Source organism: Rheinheimera metallidurans (assembly GCF_036983985.1).
In the GTDB taxonomy this organism is placed as follows: Bacteria; Pseudomonadota; Gammaproteobacteria; order Enterobacterales; family Alteromonadaceae; genus Alishewanella; species Alishewanella metallidurans.
The window spans coordinates 127,026-144,778 of the sequence record NZ_JALAHQ010000003.1 but is presented as its reverse complement, the minus strand read 5'-3'; the positions used below and the strand labels follow the sequence as shown (position 1 = coordinate 144,778).

General features: G+C 43.6%; 18 protein-coding genes. 6 read left to right on the top strand and 12 right to left on the bottom strand.

The features are described from left to right. The first annotated feature begins 42 nt into the window (after window positions 1-42). On the top strand, window positions 43-1,659 hold the full coding sequence (locus tag MN199_RS09770; protein WP_335739294.1) for a BamA/TamA family outer membrane protein: 1,617 nt from the start codon (window positions 43-45) through the stop codon (window positions 1,657-1,659). Window position 1,660: 1 nt separating this feature from the next. Here the strand turns inward: MN199_RS09770 and mutM are convergent, their stop codons facing one another. From mutM to radC, 5 genes are all read right to left on the bottom strand, one after another. Continuing rightward, window positions 1,661-2,470 (bottom strand): bifunctional DNA-formamidopyrimidine glycosylase/DNA-(apurinic or apyrimidinic site) lyase, encoded by an 810-nt coding sequence (gene mutM / locus MN199_RS09765; RefSeq protein WP_335739293.1) that lies wholly within the window; start codon window positions 2,468-2,470, stop codon window positions 1,661-1,663. Window positions 2,471-2,491: 21 nt separating this feature from the next. Further along, a complete protein-coding gene (locus MN199_RS09760) occupies window positions 2,492-2,956 on the bottom strand; it encodes a hypothetical protein (protein WP_132585513.1) in 465 nt (154 codons plus the stop codon). A gap of 95 nt (window positions 2,957-3,051) precedes the next feature. Then, window positions 3,052-3,207, bottom strand: a complete 156-nt coding sequence (rpmG, locus tag MN199_RS09755) for a 50S ribosomal protein L33 (protein ID WP_008219722.1) — start codon at window positions 3,205-3,207, stop codon at window positions 3,052-3,054. 10 nt (window positions 3,208-3,217) lie between these two features. Then, the gene (gene rpmB / locus MN199_RS09750) at window positions 3,218-3,454 is read right to left on the bottom strand and encodes a 50S ribosomal protein L28 (protein ID WP_132585516.1); all 237 of its coding nucleotides are present in this window, start codon (window positions 3,452-3,454) and stop codon (window positions 3,218-3,220) included. A 162-nt stretch (window positions 3,455-3,616) separates the two neighbouring features. Next, complete coding sequence (gene radC / locus MN199_RS09745) at window positions 3,617-4,291, bottom strand: RadC family protein (protein WP_132585519.1); 675 nt, start codon at window positions 4,289-4,291, stop codon at window positions 3,617-3,619. Window positions 4,292-4,374: 83 nt separating this feature from the next. Here radC and coaBC point away from each other — a divergent pair, with 83 nt between their 5' ends. The 3 genes from coaBC (at window position 4,375) to slmA (ending at window position 6,837) form a co-directional block, all read left to right on the top strand. Beyond that, entirely contained in the window at window positions 4,375-5,586 is a 1,212-nt protein-coding gene (coaBC, locus tag MN199_RS09740; RefSeq protein WP_335739292.1) for a bifunctional phosphopantothenoylcysteine decarboxylase/phosphopantothenate--cysteine ligase CoaBC, read from the top strand. A 27-nt stretch (window positions 5,587-5,613) separates the two neighbouring features. Continuing rightward, the gene (gene dut / locus MN199_RS09735; protein WP_335739291.1) at window positions 5,614-6,072 is read left to right on the top strand and encodes a dUTP diphosphatase; all 459 of its coding nucleotides are present in this window, start codon (window positions 5,614-5,616) and stop codon (window positions 6,070-6,072) included. A 171-nt stretch (window positions 6,073-6,243) separates the two neighbouring features. Then, complete coding sequence (gene slmA / locus MN199_RS09730; protein ID WP_335739290.1) at window positions 6,244-6,837, top strand: nucleoid occlusion factor SlmA; 594 nt, start codon at window positions 6,244-6,246, stop codon at window positions 6,835-6,837. 7 nt (window positions 6,838-6,844) lie between these two features. On the opposite strand, the gene MN199_RS09725 is transcribed toward slmA, so the two are convergent. The 3 genes from MN199_RS09725 to rph all read right to left on the bottom strand — a co-directional run bounded on the left by MN199_RS09725 (window position 6,845) and on the right by rph (window position 8,807). Continuing rightward, window positions 6,845-7,216 (bottom strand): diacylglycerol kinase, encoded by a 372-nt coding sequence (locus MN199_RS09725; RefSeq protein WP_335739289.1) that lies wholly within the window; start codon window positions 7,214-7,216, stop codon window positions 6,845-6,847. A 195-nt stretch (window positions 7,217-7,411) separates the two neighbouring features. Next, a complete protein-coding gene (gene pyrE, locus MN199_RS09720) occupies window positions 7,412-8,059 on the bottom strand; it encodes an orotate phosphoribosyltransferase (RefSeq protein WP_335739288.1) in 648 nt (215 codons plus the stop codon). Between the two features lie 34 nt (window positions 8,060-8,093). Then, complete coding sequence (rph, locus tag MN199_RS09715; RefSeq protein WP_335739287.1) at window positions 8,094-8,807, bottom strand: ribonuclease PH; 714 nt, start codon at window positions 8,805-8,807, stop codon at window positions 8,094-8,096. A gap of 124 nt (window positions 8,808-8,931) precedes the next feature. Between rph and MN199_RS09710 the strand changes: the two genes are divergently transcribed. Beyond that, complete coding sequence (locus MN199_RS09710) at window positions 8,932-9,792, top strand: YicC/YloC family endoribonuclease (protein WP_335739286.1); 861 nt, start codon at window positions 8,932-8,934, stop codon at window positions 9,790-9,792. A 197-nt stretch (window positions 9,793-9,989) separates the two neighbouring features. Next, entirely contained in the window at window positions 9,990-11,213 is a 1,224-nt protein-coding gene (locus tag MN199_RS09705) for a tyrosine-type recombinase/integrase (protein ID WP_335739285.1), read from the top strand. 83 nt (window positions 11,214-11,296) lie between these two features. On the opposite strand, the gene MN199_RS09700 is transcribed toward MN199_RS09705, so the two are convergent. Genes MN199_RS09700 through MN199_RS09685 form a run of 4 tightly spaced genes read right to left on the bottom strand, consistent with a single transcriptional unit; the run spans window position 11,297 to window position 17,746 of the window. Next, window positions 11,297-12,250 (bottom strand): hypothetical protein, encoded by a 954-nt coding sequence (locus MN199_RS09700; protein WP_335739284.1) that lies wholly within the window; start codon window positions 12,248-12,250, stop codon window positions 11,297-11,299. Next, window positions 12,250-13,389: an AAA family ATPase gene (locus tag MN199_RS09695; RefSeq protein ID WP_335739283.1), complete on the bottom strand. Its 1,140-nt coding sequence runs from the start codon at window positions 13,387-13,389 to the stop codon at window positions 12,250-12,252. Before MN199_RS09695 ends, MN199_RS09700 begins: the two co-directional genes overlap by 1 nt. Next, window positions 13,386-14,468 (bottom strand): DUF262 domain-containing protein, encoded by a 1,083-nt coding sequence (locus MN199_RS09690; protein WP_335739282.1) that lies wholly within the window; start codon window positions 14,466-14,468, stop codon window positions 13,386-13,388. Before MN199_RS09690 ends, MN199_RS09695 begins: the two co-directional genes overlap by 4 nt. A gap of 56 nt (window positions 14,469-14,524) precedes the next feature. Next, on the bottom strand, window positions 14,525-17,746 hold the full coding sequence (locus tag MN199_RS09685) for a type I restriction endonuclease subunit R (RefSeq protein ID WP_335739281.1): 3,222 nt from the start codon (window positions 17,744-17,746) through the stop codon (window positions 14,525-14,527). Window positions 17,747-17,753 lie beyond the last annotated feature (7 nt).

Sequence of the window (17,753 nt, the reverse complement as noted above, 5' to 3'; positions counted from 1 at the left end):
AACATAACTACAGTCGACTGATAACGGCTTATGGAGTAACCAATGAAAAACCTTGTCGCTACAGCAGTCATGCTACTTTTAGCCGGCCAAGCCCAAGCTGAATGCCAAGCTGTTGCTGACAATAACTTTCTGGTTGATGAGCAAAACGTTACGATAAAAAGTATTACTTACACAGCAAACAACGTATTTGACTTAACTGACAAACATTCTTTTTGGCTACATGAATTTGCTAACTATACCCATACCATCACTAAAGAATCGGTATTAGAAGATGATTTGTTATTTCAGCCCTCAGACACTCTGCGGTTAAAAGACTTAGCTGAAACCGAGCGCTTATTACGTAGTCGACGTTACATTCGTGAAGCAGAAGTACGCATTACCCATTATTGTACCGAGAGCAACAGCGTGATTGTTAATGTGTCGACTTGGGATAATTGGTCGTTACTACCAACGCTCGATTTTTCTAGTGAAGGTGGGCGCAGTAAAAGTGCCATAGGCATTGATGAAGATAACTTACTAGGTACGGGCAACCGCCTAAACTTAGAATATAAGCATGACAGTGAACGCAGCGGAGCAGGTTTTGTATTTTTATCACCTAATATGTTTGGTAGTTTTTGGAATAGCGCCGTAGCCTACAGTAAAAATAGTGATGGTAATAACTATCGACTGGGAATTAATCGCCCATTTTACCGGCTATCCTCACCTTGGGCTTTAGGCTTTGATATTGAACGTATATCTGAAGACGTTAACGAATATGATGCCGGCGAGGAATACAACAGCTATGAGCGCCAACACAACAAATTTAAGGCTGAACTTGGTTACAAACTTAATCTTAATAGTAAGCATGTGCACCGCTTAAAGCTTGCTTTTGAGGCAAATAGCCACAAATTTTACGAAAATGACCGTACTCTATTTGGCTTCGCCGAAGATAGAAACCTAACTGGCTACTGGGCAGAGTACGAATATATTCAAGCCAAATATAAAAAACTGTACAACATCAACTCTTTTAACCGCACCGAAGACTTCAACTTAGGCTGGCAATTTAATGCAAAAATTGGCCAGTATAATGAAAAGCTGGGAGCAGACGTTAATGCGTTATTTTGGTCGATTAGCGCAACTAAAAACTGGCAGCTAGCAACAGATTTATGGTTATTATCCGACGCTAGATATACTCAGCGTCAGTTTGAACAAACGCAGTTTCTATTTAACTCTCACTGGCAACTGGTTAAGCAACTTAACGACTACAACACTATTGTTGGCAAGCTAACGCTTGATAAGGGACAAAACCCATTTCGTGATGAGCCCTTGTATATTGGCGGCGAAGATCAGCTACGCGCCTACCCCGCTTACTTTCGTAGCGGCAAGTCTCGGGCAGTTATTACTGCAGAATATCGGCATTATACCGACTGGTCATTATGGCAATTACTAGATGTAGCTTTTGCTGGTTATGTCGATGCGGGCAAAATATGGCAGACTAAAGAACAAGATGCCAATACCTCTTCCGGTGGTACCTTAGTGGGCATTGGTACGGGTGTGCGCTTACTGTCTAGTCACTCTAGCCGCGGCACCATGATCCATATCGATTTAACCAAAGCGCTTAGCGACAACCACAACCTAAGCTCGACGGAAATTAGGATCACCGCCAACCAAAGCTTTTAATTTAGTGCTGGCAATGCGAGCAAAATACCGTGCTACGCTGGCCAAGGCGAATTTCATTTAGGATTATACCGCAAGCCATACACGGCTTGGCGCCCCGGCCATAAACTAATAACTGTTGGGCAAAATAGCCTGGTTTACCATCAGCTTGGCTAAAATCTTTTAACGTAGTACCCCCCTGTTTAATCGCCTCTGCTAACGTAGTTTTAATTACCGGCACTAAGGCTTCTAGTTGTTGCAGGCTTACTTCTTTCGCAGGTTTTGTCGGCAGTATACCGGCTTTAAATAAGGCTTCATTGGCGTAAATATTACCCACACCCACCACCACATGGTTATCCATTAATACTTGTTTTACTGCTGTGCTACGTTTAGCAAAAGCGTCCGCTAATTGCTCAATATTAAAACTATCGCTTAATGGCTCAGGCCCAAGTTTAGCCAACAACGGATGCACTTCACCTTTAGGTTGCCATAAAACCGCACCAAAGCGACGCGTATCATTTAATCTAAGCGTCATTCCGCTGGATAGCACTAAATCCACATGATCATGCTTAGTAGCTGGCGTACCTTTTGGCAGCACCTTTAAATGGCCCGACATACCCAAATGCAAAACAATGTCACCTAATGGCAGTTGAATAAGTAAGTATTTAGCCCGACGAGTAACAGATAGTATAGGTTGATTAAGCTGTGCCAGCACCTCATCAGGTATCCACCAGCGTAGTTGACGTTGCCGAGCAATAACTTGTACTAAGTGATGATCTTCAAGGTAGGGACTAATGCCCTGACGCGATACTTCTACTTCTGGCAATTCCGGCACGGGTTACTCCAACTCGCTTTTTTACAACAAAAATAATAATGCTGCCTGGGCGGCGGTTATTTGGTAAAACTGACTTTGCCCTGCCTCTTGCAATAAAAACAGCTCAGCATCGCTATCTGGATACAACAACCAAATCAGTGGAGCCCTTTGCCCTACCAGCTGCACACTGGCCTGCGCTATTGGTATACGGCTTTTATTAGCCGGAACACTTACTGGAGTTAATACACTGTGTTGCCACGCTAACGCGAGCTGGCTGGCATCTCTATTTTTCATATTAATTGGTTGCAACTGCCAAACTGGGCCGGCTTTGATTAACCGCTGCTGGGCAAAGGCAACCATTAATAGCTCTGTGTCAGCGGGGATTAACCGCTGCTCAGACGCGTTTAACTGCTGTAAACGCTGCGGAATACCGTACAGTACAAACATTAATACCAGTACGACTAAAATCAGTACATTATTCCAGTTACGGCGAGACAGTTTTAACATACAAAATGCCGCTCAGTAGGCAAAGACAGCGGCATAATAACGTAGGCAGGGCGTAGAAAGCAAAAACCCGGCGTTAGCCGGGCTTCTGTGTTTGATTATTTGATTTTCGCTTCTTTGAAAATCACGTGCTTGCGCACTTTAGGATCAAACTTTTTTATTTCCATTTTTTCTGGCATGGTACGTTTGTTCTTCGTAGTTGTATAGAAGAAACCAGTACCGGCAGAAGAAACTAAACGAATTTTATCGCGCATTTTCTATTCCTTACACCTTGTGACCGTTAGCACGTACATCAACTAAAACGGCATCAATGCCTTTTTTATCGATAATACGCATACCACGGGTAGAAGTACGTAATGTAACAAAACGGTTTTCGCTTTCAACCCAGAAACGGTGCGTTTGCAGGTTAGGCAGGAAACGGCGCTTGGTAGCATTGTTAGCGTGTGAACGACGGTTACCTACCATCGGACCCTTGCCAGTTACTTGGCACACTTTAGACATGTCAATAATTCTCCAATATTTTATCAGCTCGAGCTGTCATCACCCTTCCGGCCAAGAAGGTCGCCCCAAAAGAGAGGGCGCAATTTATACACGAATTAAGCCCGCTATTCAAGCAAAATCTTTGTTCGCGCGCAAGGATCTAAACGGGATCTCGCCCGTTTGTCACAGCCAGCCACGTTCAGCAAAGGAGATCACATCAGCATCGCCAACAACAAAATGATCTAATACTTTGATATCAACCAACATTAATGCTTGAACTAAGCGTTCAGTAATGGCTTTGTCGGCCCGACTGGGTTCGGCAACGCCTGAAGGATGATTGTGTGCCAGAATAACAGCGGCTGCATTATGCGCTAACGCTTGCTGAACTACAATACGCGGATACACCGGAGAAGCATCAATAGTGCCCGAAAATAATGGTTCTGCTTTTATTAACCGATGTTGGCTATCTAAATACAATAGCAAAAACACCTCGCGTTGCTCACCACTTATTATATGTTGCAAATAACGCTTTACTGCCGCCGGTTCATTAAACACGGTTTCACGCTGTATTTGTTGCTGAAAATAACGCTTACTTAGCTCTAACACTGCTTGCAACTGTACAAATTTTGCCTGCCCCAAACCTTTAGCTGAACAGAAATCTGCTTGGCTAGCACCCAATAAGCTGCGTAACGAGCCAAACTGACTTAGTAATTGACGTGCTAACGTTACCGCGTCAGTACCAGCGATGCCGGTGCGCAAAAATATTGCTAACAATTCGGCGTCTGATAACGCCACGGCGCCTTTTTCCAGTAATTTTTCGCGGGGACGCTCATTAGCTGGCCAGTTCCTTATGCTCATACAAATCCTCCCTGAATTGATGCTGAATTTGCGTTTCCATGTTATCTTAGCGCTAGTTTTTTTCCGGCTTTGGTTACTCTGTTATGCAACAAACGCTTGCACAAAAACGTATTTTACTTGGTATTACCGGCGGTATTGCTGCCTATAAAAGTGCCGATCTCGTTCGCCGCTTAAAAGAACGCGGTGCCGATGTGCGCGTAATATTAACCGACTCAGCGCAGCACTTTATTACCCCACTTACACTACAAGCGGTATCAGGCAACCCGGTTAGCACCAGCCTGCTAGACCCTGCCGCTGAAGCGGCCATGGGCCATATTGAGCTCGCTAAATGGGCCGATATGCTATTAATTGCCCCCGCTACAGCTGATGTTATTGCCCGTATTGCGCATGGTTTAGCCAACGACTTACTTACCACCTGCGTGCTTGCCACCGCAGCACCTGTTGCACTAGCGCCGGCAATGAACCAGCAGATGTATAAGAACATAGCCACTCAGCAAAATTTAGCAACATTAAAACTACGAAATAATTACATTTACGGCCCAAGTGCAGGCGAGCAAGCCTGTGGTGATATTGGCTTAGGCAGAATGCTTGAACCACTACAATTGGTTAGCGCGCTAGAAGCGCATTTTCAAACAACGCCAATATTAAAGAACGTTAAAATTACCATCACGGCGGGGCCAACTCGCGAAGCTATAGATCCCGTACGTTATATCTCAAACCATAGCTCTGGCAAAATGGGCTTTGCCTTAGCGCAAGCTGCCGCAGATATGGGTGCAGACGTTACGTTAATTGCGGGGCCAGTGCAGCTAGCGACGCCAGTCGGGGTTAATCGAATTGATGTCACCACCGCAGTGCAAATGCATGAAGCAGCACTGGCACAAGCGGTTTGTAGCGATGTTTTCATTGGTTGCGCGGCCGTAGCCGATTATCGGGTGGCGAATGTAGAACCTGAAAAAATGAAGAAACAAGGTGATACGCCGCTTGAACTTAAGCTAGTGCAAAACCCAGATATTGTTGCAACCGTTGCTGCACTAACCACAAAACGACCTTTCACCGTTGGCTTTGCCGCCGAAACGCAAAATGTGCTGCAGTATGCTAAAGATAAACTTAAACGAAAAAAACTAGACCTAATTTGCGCTAATGACGTATCTGACACCAGCTTAGGCTTTAATAGTGACAATAACGCCATTACCTTGATATCGCGTAGCGGTGAACAGTCACTGCCATTGCAATCTAAAACCACGTTAGCCAGCGCCATATTGCAGTATATTCACGCACAAATTTCTACTAAATAATAGATCTTTCAGAAGAGTTCGCAGTAAATGAAAAAAGCCATTAATTTAAAAATTCTTGATCCACGCATTGGTACTGAGTTTCCGTTACCAGCCTACGCTACACCAGGCTCTGCCGGTTTAGATTTACGTGCCTGTCTTGATACTACAATGCAGTTAGCACCGGGCGAAACCAAGCTGATCCCAACTGGGCTATCTATCTTTATTGGCGACGCTAACTTATGCGCCACCATTTTACCACGTTCAGGTTTAGGCCATAAACATGGCATAGTGCTAGGTAATTTAGTTGGCTTAATTGATTCGGATTACCAAGGCCCGCTGATGGTTTCTATGTGGAACCGCGGCAATGAAAGCTTTACCATCGAACCGGGTGATCGTATCGCTCAATTAGTGTTTATGCCGGTAGTGCAAGCTGAATTTAATCTGGTTGACAGCTTCGACCAAACTGAGCGTGGCGAAGGTGGCTTTGGCCATTCTGGTAAAGCATAAAGCTGTAGAAGCAGACAAGCATCGAAAGCTGATGTACTTATGCCACAGCGGCATGGATGCCGCGTAGCCGGAAAGGTCACAGGGATGTGCTCCTTGCAGGCGGTGAAATAAGTATTTTCGGCTGTAGATGCGTACAGCGAATTACACTGTTTATATTTTGTAGGATCATCAATGCCGGCACCACGTCGCACTAATCGCAAAGAAGACATTTTGCAGGCTCTGGCCGCTATGCTGCAAAGCAATAATGGCCAGCGTATCACCACTGCAGCACTTGCCGAAAAAGTAGGTGTATCAGAAGCCGCACTCTACCGCCACTTTCCTAGCAAAGCGCGAATGTTTGAAGGCTTAATTGAATTTATTGAAGACACGCTACTATCGCGTATTAATGGCATTTTAGACGAACATAAAGACACCGCTAGCCGCACAGAGCTAATGCTACAACTAATTTTAGTGTTTGCCGAACGTAACCCCGGCATTTGTCGTATTCTTACCGGCGACGCGCTGCAAGGCGAGCAAGAACGCTTGCAAGAACGGGTAGCGCTATTATTTGAAAAGTTAGAAACCCAGCTCAAGCAATGTTTACGCGAACGCAAGCTGCGTGAAGGTAAAAGCTTTAGTATTGACGAAGCCGAGCTAGCTAATCTGCTATTAGCTACTGTAGAGGGCAAACTGAACCAGTTTGTTCGCTCAGGGTTTAAACGCCTGCCTACTAGCCAATGGCCACATCAGTGGCAGTTGTTGCAACAGGCGTTATTTGCCATATAAGTACTATTTAGACAAAGCGCTCATAGAGCGCACTGCCCCAGACTAACGCCACTATTACTAAACTCACAAACACCGCAGCTGAACCCATATCTTTAGCGCGACCAGATAACTCATGGCGTTCTAAACTTACCCGATCGGTTAGCGCCTCAATGGCCGAGTTAAGCAGTTCAGTTATTAAGACTAAACACCAAACACTCACTAACAACGCAAACTGGCTTAACGACGTAGCTAATAGCGCCGCCAATGGCACTGAAATTAGCGTTAATACAGTTTCCTGACGAAAGGCCGACTCATGCTGCCAACTGGCGCTAAAGCCTTGCATCGAACATTTTGTTGCTTTAAACACACGCCTAATGCCGCTGCCATTTGGTTTTTGCATAGTAGAACCCTTAGGAAAGATATTTTTAGTTAGCTGTTTATGGCTACAACACTATATTTAAGCCTAGTGTCAGGTATGCTTTCGCAACAGCGGCATGGATGCCGCGCAGGCTGAAAGGGCACAGGGACGTGCTCCTTGAAGCCGGAGTAGAAAGCATTTCCTGACACTGTGTCTTACTACCAAACCAGACTTGCTTTACGCCTTTACACCATATTGCGCACGATACGCCTTTACTGCGTCTAAGTGCTCAGCCATTTCAGGTTTGTCAGCCAAATAATTAATTAAATCTGGCAGGCTAACAATTGAAATAACCTTGGTATTAAAATCACGCTCTACTTCTTGGATCGCTGACAATTCACCTTGGCCGCGCTCTTGCCTATCCAGCGCAATTAACACGCCGGTTAGCTCTGCGCCCTGCGCCTGAATTAACTGCATCGACTCACGAATTGCCGTGCCAGCGGTAATCACATCGTCCACTAACATAACGCGACCTTTTAGCGGCGCACCCACTAAATTACCGCCTTCACCATGCGCTTTAGCTTCTTTACGGTTAAAACAGTACGGCACGTCTAGGTTGTGGTGGTCAGCCAGCGCCACCGCAGTAGTGGTGGCAATAGGAATGCCTTTATACGCCGGGCCAAATAACACATCAAAAGCTAAACCAGCATCCGTTAACGCTGCGGCATAAAACCGACCTAATTTGGCTAAATCACTACCGGTATTAAACAAACCTGCATTAAAAAAATACGGGCTAGTACGGCCCGACTTTAACGTAAAGCTGCCAAACTTTAGCACCTGCCGCGACAGAGCAAACTCAATAAAATCAATTTGAAATTGTTTCATAGCGTTATTTTTACCTTAGAACCTTAAGTTAGCCTTAAGCCAGTACGCGCTTTTGCTCGTCAATAATTTCACGAATAGCATGTTTGCCTAAATCGAGCATTTGCTGCATTTCTTCAAAGCTAAACGGCGCTTCTTCAGCAGTGCCCTGAATTTCAATGATTTTGCCGGTTTCAGTCATAACGATATTCATATCAGTTTCGGCGTTAGAGTCTTCGGCGTAGTCTAAATCGGCCACGGCTGTGCCTTTATAAATACCGACAGACACCGCCGCTACCATAAAATTCAGCGGGTTAGTTTTAATCATGCCTTTGGCACGCATAAAGCTCAGCGCATCCACCAAGGCAACACAAGCACCGGTAATAGAGGCGGTGCGGGTGCCGCCATCGGCCTGAATTACGTCACAGTCAATGGTGATGGTGTTTTCGCCCAACAGTTTTAAATCGACTGCTGTGCGCAGTGCACGGCCAATCAGGCGCTGAATTTCCATGGTGCGGCCGCCTTGCTTTCCGCGAGCTGCTTCACGATCATTACGCGTATGTGTTGCCCGTGGCAGCATGCCGTATTCCGCCGTAATCCAACCTTTGCCCTGGCCTTTCATAAACCGAGGTACACCTTCTATCACGCTGGCGGTACAAATAACTTTAGTGTTACCAAACTCAACTAACACAGAGCCTTCAGCATGCGCAGTAAATTGACGGGTAAAGGTTAAAGGACGAATTTGACTGGCGGTTCTACCACTTGGACGCATAACTGCACTCCTAAAATTAACAATGGCGCTTATTATAAGGGTTAACACTGGCGAGGGCTATCAATTCGCCAAAATCCATTCAGCTCAGGTATACTTAGCCTTTATTTGTCGTTGAGAGCTTTTTATGATCCATAGCATGACCGCCTTTGCCCGTCACGAAACCAAAGCTAGCTGGGGCACCGCCCAGTGGGAAATTCGTTCAGTAAACCAACGTTATCTGGAGTCTTATTTCCGCCTACCTGAGCAATTTCGTGGCTTAGAAAGCATTCTGCGCGACAAACTACGCAACAACCTACAACGCGGAAAAATTGAAGTAAACTTACGCTTTCATGCAAACCAAGCCGCCGGTGAGCTAACCATGAATAACGTATTTGCCGAGCAGTTACTGCAAAAAGCCCAACAGCTATTATTAAAAGCACCGCAAGCACAATTAAATATTGCTGATATTTTACGCTGGCCCGGTGTTATGGAAGCGCAAAGCGAAGACATCGATGCGCTACAAGGCGAATTGTTGGCTGGGTTTGATGCCGCCTTGCAAGACTTTTTAGCCGGTCGTGGCCGCGAAGGCGACGCCATAGAAGAAATGATTCAGCAGCGCTTAACCGGTATCGCCGAGCAAGTCGCTTTTGTGCGCAGCCACCTACCGCAAGCCATGCAATGGCAACGCGATCGCATTGTAAACCGTCTAAATGAAATTAAAGCCGACCTTGACCAAAGCCGTTTAGAGCAAGAAATGGCTTTTATTGCCTCAAAATCAGATGTGGCAGAAGAACTAGACCGCTTAGACGCGCACATTAAAGAAACCCAACATGCATTGAAAAAAGGCGGCGCCTGCGGCCGGCGTTTAGATTTTATGATGCAGGAATTTAACCGCGAAGCGAATACGCTATCCTCTAAAGCCATCAGCACGGAGATTACCAATGCTGCGGTGGAGTTAAAGGTGTTAATTGAGCAGATGCGGGAGCAGATCCAGAACATCGAATAACATCTACCGACATCCAACAAGATACATTAATCAATATTTTTCAATAACTTAATCAAAACCCAAGTCTACCAAAATCCACCTTTATCCACCGCAAGCTACGAATAAGTGGTGGGTAAAGTGGTGGGTATGTTAGACTAACTCAGATCGCAATTGGTGGGTAAAACACCGAGAAGTAACTAACTGATTTGAGAGGAAATATGGGTAGCCTAACTACAAAGAAGGTAGAGTCGTTAATTAAGGGCGAACCAGGAAGGTATGCCGATGGTGAGGGCCTATACCTAACAATACCAAAATCAGGTAAGCCTTTTTGGTTTTTACGCTATACCGCAAACGGCAAACGCCGCGAGATGACATTAGGCCAATACGCCAATATGACGTTGGCAGAAGCGCGGGCCGAAGCAGTGCTGCAGAAAAAGCAGTTGCTGGTAGAAAAAGTTGATCCACTTTTTTTAAAACAACGTGCCAAGCAGCAAAAGCTACAAACCGTAAACGACTTATTTGCCGACTGGCATAAAGGCAATATCAAACGCCTTAAGCACCCGAATATCCCAGAACGGGTTTACCGCAAAGATATCGCGCCGCATATTGGCGCCGCAGCGCCCAACAAAGTGGTTGCCAGAGATATTCAGTACATCATCGAAAGCATCACTGCGTCAGGCCGGCCTACTACCGCCAATGATGCCCTGCTGTACTTAAAACAACTGTTTAACCACGGCATAAAGTTAGATGTAGTGAGCGCCAACCCGGCCAGTGCGTTTAATGTAAGCGATGCCGGCGGTGTTGAGCTAAGCAAAGATCGGTCGCTAACCTTGGAAGAGCTTACTCAGGTATTTAAGGTATTTCGGGAAAATAAGGATAGTTTTGCCAGAGAGAACTACCTGGCCTGTGCGCTTTTACTCACGCTGGGCGTGCGCAAAGGCGAGCTAACAGAAGCCAGTTGGCAAGAGGTCGATTTAGAGGCAGGAATTTGGCAGCTACCGAAAGAGCGCAGCAAATCAGGCGTGGGCATTACTATCCCAATACCCGAGCTATGCGTAACTTGGTTTAAAGAATTGGAAATCCGCGCAGCAGGGTCACCTTATGTGTTCCCCAATCGGCGCAGCAGCAAAAACCCACACATGGGTGCCGACACGCTCAACCGCGCCATTACCAAGCTATTTGGCCATGAAGCCGGCAAGAAGAAGCAACCACCAAACAAAATGGGTGACATCAAGCACTTTTCAGTGCACGACTTACGCCGCACCTGCCGCACCCTGCTGGCGCAACTTGGTGTGCCAGGTAATGTAGCCGAGCGCTGCTTAAACCATAAGCTTAAAGGCGTTGAGGGGATTTATAATAAGCATGATTATTTGGAAGAGCGGAGAGAGGCTTTGGAGAAGCTTTCGCAATATCTAAAGCAAGTAGTTGCATCAGATTATTAAAGCTATGATTAATAGTGAGCTACACCCTCTAGAGGCGCAAAATATTGAATTTATTAATTAAAAATAATGATATATAACATAAATCATCTTTTAGTTATCTTGGGACCTATATACATTACATATAACGGTGCTTCCAAGGATATAGGCCAAGAATGATGAATTCTAATCTGAGGCGTTTTAACTTTGCCATGCCATGTGCAGAAAAGAGTTTCATTCTCTATTTCTGGATGCTTGAAGGTTAACGCATCTTTAAACTCTTTCTTTTCAGTATCAGAAGAATCCGAGAACCAACCTTTATCACCAGTAAAGTGCTCTTGATATATCCGATGGCCTTCCTCAGACCTTTCACCTTGTTCATTAAAAGAACACTTCATTTTATCTAATACTAAAAGCAACTCTAAGATTCTAGAGGATGCTCCAAGTATAAAAGGAACTCCATTCAAACCTGAAAAGGCTTTCTCTGCAAAAGTTAATGAAGAGCACCTGTCTTTACACCTTGTTTCGAGCTGCTTCCATGACGTAATCGGCTTAGGTTGTTGAACTAGCATTTCGCTAAGAACATCAAGCCGTGTTTGATTCGTTATTTCAACTCGCACATTGCCGGTATCTTTATGCCAAACAATTGGTATCGTCGCAGAACTCCAATTAGGCTGCGAAAGACTAATAACGGTTGAGGGTTTACTATCTAAATTCTGGAGGGCGGCTTCAGCGAGGCAAGTATCAGTAACGATATCACCCGTTTCTAGTTCAAAGTATTCCTCTGAAGAATGACTCTTGTTTTCATCCCAAAAAGGTCCAGACCGAGTTATCCACTGCAGTAAAGCAGACCTTTGTGCTTGATTAAGCTTTTGTACTGACTGTCTAAAGTTTATATCCTTCGTGATCTTAGTGTTCAAAATCGTTTTAGTGCAATGAACGTCAAAACCGTGCTTCTTAGATTCGGCCCTCATTTGCATAAGGCGAGTTAAGCTTTTTAGATAAGACTCAAAACTTTCAAAATTTCCATCAAAGGAAAGTTCATTTGCTAGAAGTTGCACTACTCCCCCCAGCCTGCAAAGTAGTTCATATCCACTTCATATTGATCGAAAAAACCTTTGGGCCAATATGAAATATTTCCTACCGCATCAATTTGTGGTGATGAAACTTGAGCGCCTTCAATATTCCTTGGTTGAAAATAATGTATATCAATTTTGTCTGAACTTAAAGCTCCAGCTTTAACAGAACGTCTGATGCCATTTAACAGGTGATCGCTATGTGTCTCAACCATAACTTGAACACCCGCATTTGCTATGATGCTTAAGAATTGCCCCATCATTGACTGACCGGCAGGATGTAGATGTACTTCTGGATTCTCGATTATTAGTAAGTCGTCTTTCTTTGCTGCTAGCGCTGCGACGACAATTGGCAATATTTGAGTCAATCCAAAACCAACATGCATTGGTCGATGAAATCCAGTGTCTTCTGAAGTCCTAATTCCCAAAGTAACCGCATTAATAGCAGAAACTCTTTCTAAGACTAATTCGCAGCCAGGAAAGAACTGCTGCATTCTGAATTGAACCTGCTGGAACAACTTTAGAGATACTGAAGATTCAGCTATTCCTAATAGTACATCGTCATCTTGCCTGCTATACAGAAGGCTAACCGTATTTTCACCAGAACTCCCAACTACTGGTACATTCTGCAAATCATCAAGAAGGTAGTAATCTCGAGGACCAATCCGTTCGGCTGAAATATATGTCATTGAATACAGACGATTAGCCATATCTTCAGTCGCAGAGGAAGAATCATCAGGTAAAAGAAAATGCAATTTTTCTGGGGTCTTTAAGGTATTCCCATCAACTGTGATAGAGTCAATTGAGAGTGACATATCCTCTCTTTCTCCAGAAAAAGACCAGTGATATGAATGTTCTTCGGCTTGTATCCCTATCTCAAACCCCGTCCTACCATGAACTTTATCAACGACATCTTGTACAGTTCCAGCATTAACAATATTGCCATTCAAAAGTAGTCGTTTAGACCACTCATGTTTAACTATTGTTTGATGCAGCAAGTTTAGTGCTTGAATAACAGATGATTTACCAGATGCATTGGAGCCTGATAACAGCGTAAGCTGAGACAAAGGTAATTTGAGTTCTTCAAAGCATTTGAAATGCTTTAGGTCTAAACGTTTTATCATTCCATTATCTCTTCAAACATTTTCTGTACAAGGCGAAAACGTTCCTTAACTCGACCAACTTGGTTTGTTCCTAATGTAATTGCATCAATAAACCTATAATTGGTCATCAACTCATAAAAGCCCTCCCTAATCAATTCAGCCTTGTCTCTTATTAAACTCTCAGGATAATTTGATAAAGTAACCGACATAACATCCCACAAGGATGCATTTATTACACTTCTAACATGATGAGGATCTGTATGTTTTCTAAAGGCGTGCTTTCCGAATACTTCCAAATTGTTCGCCATAGCAAGGTCAAAGCTGTCAGCGAGTTCAATTATTTCCGGTTTACACATCTTATTGATAGTCTCTAGACTACGTTCCAGGAAGTCGTCCATGCCCCCCCTGTATTCCGCTACACCAAGACACTTAAAAGCAAAAAATCTATTAATGAGTTCTCTATCCCTCATCTTTTCGGGCTTTAAGCTCCCGCCTGTTACCTCCTTAAAGACATTTTTTGCCGCTTTTTCCCTCAAAAGCTGAGTAGCCGGCCCCATAAATAAGCAGTTCCGCATCTGTTGTCGAGACAACGGTTCACCACTATTTACTCGATCAAAAATATCTAATAAAGCCTGCGTTGGTACTTTTGGATCAATTAAATAAAGTATTAAATTACAATCTTCAACCCTGTTTTGTAATTTTGGTGATAGATCCTTAAATCGTTTACCATGAAGTAATTTCTGGTTTGGGAGTTTTAGCTTAAGTTCGTCGTTACAAAAACGTTGAAAAGTTGACAAACGCTGAAGACCGTCAACGACAATCATATGCCCTTGCTTATTTTCAGCCAGATAAAATACAGGTAAAGGTATCCTCATTAGAACTGACTCAATAAGCTTGCTTTGCTTTTCTTCGTCCCAAATAAAATCACGCTGAAAATCTGGATCCATGACATATCCGCCTTGGCTTATCCGGCGAATTACATCGTAAACAGTTCGGTTTTCATTTCTAATAAGAACTGTATCAATAGGATACTCACCTAGTGAGTCATCCTCATCTAGCTCCATACCTTCAATTTCTTCACTGTACTTATCATTAATCATATTCAACTCTTTTTCTTGAATTTTCAGCTAATAACTTTTGTTCATTAACTTGGCACTTAGAACGGCCCATATGTACTCATTCCCGCACCTTGGTAGTTTGAGTAAACATGTTGATAAACCAGCAAGCTCATATCACCTAGCTCGTCATCCGGGTACGCGTCCTGTGGTAACCATTCCAGGCTATTGGTGATCATAGTTCTGACTTGTGAACTCACCTGTGTGCTTTCACGCCAACGGTCCACTTTAAGCTTTTCAGCTTTAAGCATGTCTAATGTCTTTTTAGCGACCTTCTTCACCACTTTTTCTTCATCAGGGGTCAATGAGGCCTTCTTAAGCAAGTCAAAAATCGCTAGGGATTCCTCATCTAAGCCTTCTCGCATAGCCCTTTCTTGCTCAGGATTAAGCTGATTTTTCATAAAATCGCTCAGGTCATCAAACGCCTTCTGTACCGCTTGGATATCTTTACCTGCGTTATATTCAGCAATAATAGTTTTATACTTCTCATAGAACTCTAGACGAATAGGGTTTTCACGTACCATTCGTTCAAGCTGCTTTTCAATCGCTTCTTGCAGGTCAAATACAACAACATTCTTTTGATTTGATTTCGCAAAAGCTTGTTTTAACTTATCAAAATCGAGATTGCTTAAATCAACATAGTCATCATCACTTACGGCATTAGCCATAGTGCTTACACTCATGCTCACTTCTTGTTGTAGCTTACGCATCACAGAAGAAATATCAGCGGATTTCACTTTCTGGTTTAGCTGATTGTAAATCGCTTCGATAGCATTAAATTCTGCAATAAATGGTTTAATGAACTCTTCAGGGTAGAGGGCTTTGTATTTTCTAAAAACATCGCGTGCACCTACCTCAAATTGAGTACGAGCTGTTTCATTAAGGCTAACAGCATTTGACGCTTTACTTAACGCTGTAAGCTTCGCCATCGCCGTCTGTGCATTGACAAGGTCTAGTAATTTAAAATCAACTTCAAATAAAAAATTACTTACCGCTAAGATCGCCGCCGCTAGTTCGCTTGCCATCTCTTCCAGCTTTTCAACTGGGTTGCGTGTTGAATTCCCGCTACCACCAGTACCACCTTTACCACCGGGTGTTGTAGGCTTACCACCTTCGCCGTACACTGAATATGCTTTTTCAAGCTGGGTGTAGACATTCCCATAGTCGACAATCAGTCCATTTTCTTTCTCATCATCGTAAACCCGGTTCGCACGTGCAATCGTCTGCATAAGGGTATGGCCCTGAATGGGTTTATCGAGATATACGGTAGAAACACAAGGTGCGTCGAAGCCAGTAATCCACATGGCACACACAATCGCCAAACGGAACGGATTATCTTCATCCTTAAATTCTTTTTCTAAATCAAGTTCCACCATCTTTTTTCGATGATGCGCAATATCTAGCTCTAGTGCTTTAAACTTCTTAACTTCGTTTTGTTCACTGCTGACTACAACACATACTTCGGTCTTTTCTACCCGTTGTAAGTGTTTTTTCAGTGTAAGCTCTTCTTGCTGGTCAGTTGCAGACTCTACTCGTTGTTTAAATTCTTTGACATATAGAGGCCAGTACTGCATCACTAAATTGTACATACGTACAGCTGTTGGCTTATCTAGTGCCACAAACATCGCCTTGCCCTGATAGCCTCGGTCATTGAAGTGCCAAACCAGATCTTTAGCTATTTTATCTAAGCGATCGTCAGAGGTCATGATTGGGTAATCACGCGCAAATTCACGGCGTAATTTCGCAACCTGGTCGAGATCTAAATCTTCTTCATTGATGATTTTAGCCATTCGTTCATCAAGGTCGGGGTTCTGTATATCCAGCTTTTCACCCCGATTAAGATAACGTAATGGTAGAGTTGCACCATCATCCATCGCTCTCTTAAAATCATAAACCGAAACATAGCCACCGAATATCTGCTTGGTAATCTCCACTTCATCATCAATTAGTGGTGTACCTGTAAAACCAAGGAAAGAAGCTTTTGGAATAGCCTTAAAACGCATATTTTGAGCATATGTTCCACCTTGTGTACGATGTGCTTCATCTGAAATTACAATGATATTGTCACGTTCTGTAATCAAGGGGTATTCAGTTTCTTTCTTCTTATCGATAGCAAACTTGTGGATAAGCGTAAACACATAACGGTGGTTCTCACCAAGAAGCTCTCGAAGATGTTTACGACTCTTGGCACGCACATTTCTTTCTGTTACTGCGCCGCAACCCGTGAAGGTATCGTAAAGCTGGTTTTCAAGTTCAGTGCGATCAACTACTATGAGAAAGGTATAACTTTTACCAAATTTACGCAGAATTTTTTGGCAAATAAACACCATCGAATAAGACTTACCAGATCCTTGTGTATGCCAAAACACCCCCAACTTACCTTTCAAATCTTCTAGGTTTTTCGCTTGCTCAACTACTCTATTTACACCAATAAATTGGTGGTTCTTGGCCATAATTTTTACAACTTCATCACCTTCGCCATCGAATAAGACAAAGTTCTCAAACAGGTCTAGTAAGTTGCCTTTCTCACAGGTACCACGAAGCATGGTATCAAGGCTTACTTCACCCTTTTCATCTTCTTTAATACGCTTCCATTCTAAGAAAAACTTATAAGGGCTGGTAACGGTACCTACTCGTGAGTCGGTACCGTTACTTAAAATGATGAAAGCATTGCTGTGTAATACTTCAGGGATCGTATCTTTGTAATCGGTCAGGTTATCTTCAAACGCACTGCGTAAATCGGTATGGTGCGCCTTAAGTTCAAAGAATACCAATGGAATACCATTCACAAAACCAACAATATCTGGGCGACGATTATAGAGTTTACCCACTACTTCAAACTGACGAACAGCCAAGAAGTGGTTCTTTTCAGGCTGGTTGAAATTAAATACTTTTAGGCGTTTCTTTTGCAGCTTACCGTTATTGTCCTGGAAGCTAACCGGCACACCTTTGGTCATTAACTCATGTTTTTGCTTATTAATCGCGCTTAAACTTTTATCTGCTTCTGCCAAGGTTAGCTGGTCGATAGCGCTCTGATAAGCGGTATCGGGTAAGTCTGGGTTTAACTCGATTAAGGCTTGTTTTAAGTATCGCTGTAATATGACTTCAGATTTGTTAGCACGCCCTAGCAGGCCATCTCTGCGGTCATCTTTGTTCGAAAATGACTCTTTATGCCAAGCGGTTTTTACTTGCCAACCAAGCTGTTCTAATACTTCTTGGCTGGCTTGTTCCACTAATCCATCTTCAGAATACTCATAACTCATACAGCGA

Bases quoted from the DNA above. Each gene is read 5' to 3' on its own strand.
- MN199_RS09770 (WP_335739294.1), top strand. From the start codon at position 43: ATGAAAAACCTTGTCGCTACAGCAGTCATGCTACTTTTAGCCGGCCAA.
- MN199_RS09760 (WP_132585513.1), bottom strand. From the start codon at position 2,956: ATGTTAAAACTGTCTCGCCGTAACTGGAATAATGTACTGATTTTAGTC.
- rpmG (WP_008219722.1), bottom strand. From the start codon at position 3,207: ATGCGCGATAAAATTCGTTTAGTTTCTTCTGCCGGTACTGGTTTCTTC.
- rpmB (WP_132585516.1), bottom strand. From the start codon at position 3,454: ATGTCTAAAGTGTGCCAAGTAACTGGCAAGGGTCCGATGGTAGGTAAC.
- radC (WP_132585519.1), bottom strand. From the start codon at position 4,291: ATGAGCATAAGGAACTGGCCAGCTAATGAGCGTCCCCGCGAAAAATTA.
- coaBC (WP_335739292.1), top strand. From the start codon at position 4,375: ATGCAACAAACGCTTGCACAAAAACGTATTTTACTTGGTATTACCGGC.
- dut (WP_335739291.1), top strand. From the start codon at position 5,614: ATGAAAAAAGCCATTAATTTAAAAATTCTTGATCCACGCATTGGTACT.
- slmA (WP_335739290.1), top strand. From the start codon at position 6,244: ATGCCGGCACCACGTCGCACTAATCGCAAAGAAGACATTTTGCAGGCT.
- MN199_RS09725 (WP_335739289.1), bottom strand. From the start codon at position 7,216: ATGCAAAAACCAAATGGCAGCGGCATTAGGCGTGTGTTTAAAGCAACA.
- pyrE (WP_335739288.1), bottom strand. From the start codon at position 8,059: ATGAAACAATTTCAAATTGATTTTATTGAGTTTGCTCTGTCGCGGCAG.
- rph (WP_335739287.1), bottom strand. From the start codon at position 8,807: ATGCGTCCAAGTGGTAGAACCGCCAGTCAAATTCGTCCTTTAACCTTT.
- MN199_RS09710 (WP_335739286.1), top strand. From the start codon at position 8,932: ATGATCCATAGCATGACCGCCTTTGCCCGTCACGAAACCAAAGCTAGC.
- MN199_RS09705 (WP_335739285.1), top strand. From the start codon at position 9,990: ATGGGTAGCCTAACTACAAAGAAGGTAGAGTCGTTAATTAAGGGCGAA.
- MN199_RS09695 (WP_335739283.1), bottom strand. From the start codon at position 13,389: ATGATAAAACGTTTAGACCTAAAGCATTTCAAATGCTTTGAAGAACTC.
- MN199_RS09690 (WP_335739282.1), bottom strand. From the start codon at position 14,468: ATGATTAATGATAAGTACAGTGAAGAAATTGAAGGTATGGAGCTAGAT.
- MN199_RS09685 (WP_335739281.1), bottom strand. From the start codon at position 17,746: ATGAGTTATGAGTATTCTGAAGATGGATTAGTGGAACAAGCCAGCCAA.